The following is a 1,036-nucleotide window of genomic DNA, read 5'->3' as shown; positions in this document are numbered from 1 at the left end:
ATCATCTGGTTTCGGGTCTACGCCCAACGACTCTTGTCGCCCTGTTCGGACTCGCTTTCGCTGCGCCTCCCCTATTCGGTTAAGCTCGCCATTGAACGTAAGTCGCTGACCCATTATGCAAAAGGTACGCAGTCACCCTTGCGGGCTCCTACTGTTTGTATGTATGCGGTTTCAGGATCTATTTCACTCCCCTCCCGGGGTTCTTTTCGCCTTTCCTTCACAGTACTGGTTCACTATCGGTCGATCACTAGTATTTAGCCTTGGAGGATGGTCCCCCCGTCTTCAGACAGAATTCCACGTGTTCCGCCCTACTTCTCGCAGCCTTAGTACTGTCGACTCAATTTCCCGTACGGGGCTATCACCCTCTGTAGCCGGACTTTCCAGACCGTTCCGGTATCGCTTCGACTATCGACTGCAGGCTCTTCCAATTTCGCTCGCCGCTACTTTCAGAATCTCGGTTGATTTCTTTTCCTGCGGGTACTTAGATGTTTCAGTTCTCCGCGTTCGCCTCCGCATCCTATGTATTCAGATGCGGATACTCGATTGCTCGAGTGAGTTCCCTCATTCGGACATCCGTGGATCAAAGTTTGCTTGCCAACTCCCCACGGCTTTTCGCAGGCTGCCGCGTCCTTCATCGCCTGTGATCGCCAAGGCATCCACCACATACACTTAGTCGCTTGATCCTATAACTCTGAAGCCTTTTGCCTTCAGAGTCACAAGCAACCTATAACGTGTCGCTGTTCCCTGATTTATGTCGGTTCTTGAGAACTTCCATTGAATCAAATGAATGCAATCGCAACCCGTTTCAGCTGCCGCCCGCCCGATCGGCTCGATCGTGCGCGACGTTTGAAATGCAGCTGAACGCTTTCATTTCCTTCCGAATTTTTAAAGAACGTTCGAATCAACGACTCGATAAGCGTGAACGCCGTCAGTATTTGCGAGCTTCTTCAGAGCTCTCTTTTGTCTCTTTAAAGGAGGTGATCCAGCCGCACCTTCCGGTACTGCTACCTTGTTACGACTTCACCCCAGTCATGAA

At 51.2% G+C, this 1,036-nt stretch carries 2 rRNA genes; both read right to left on the bottom strand.

The features are described from left to right. Positions 1-683 (bottom strand): 23S ribosomal RNA (locus H6A60_RS11665); the annotation flags it as partial. 287 nt (positions 684-970) lie between these two features. Beyond that, positions 971-1,036 (bottom strand): 16S ribosomal RNA (locus tag H6A60_RS11660); the annotation flags it as partial.

The organism is Sutterella massiliensis (genome assembly GCF_016899755.1).
Lineage (GTDB): Bacteria > Pseudomonadota > Gammaproteobacteria > Burkholderiales > Burkholderiaceae_F > Sutterella > Sutterella massiliensis.
The sequence above is the reverse complement of the archived record's forward strand: the minus strand, read 5'-3'. Positions and strand labels throughout refer to the sequence as shown.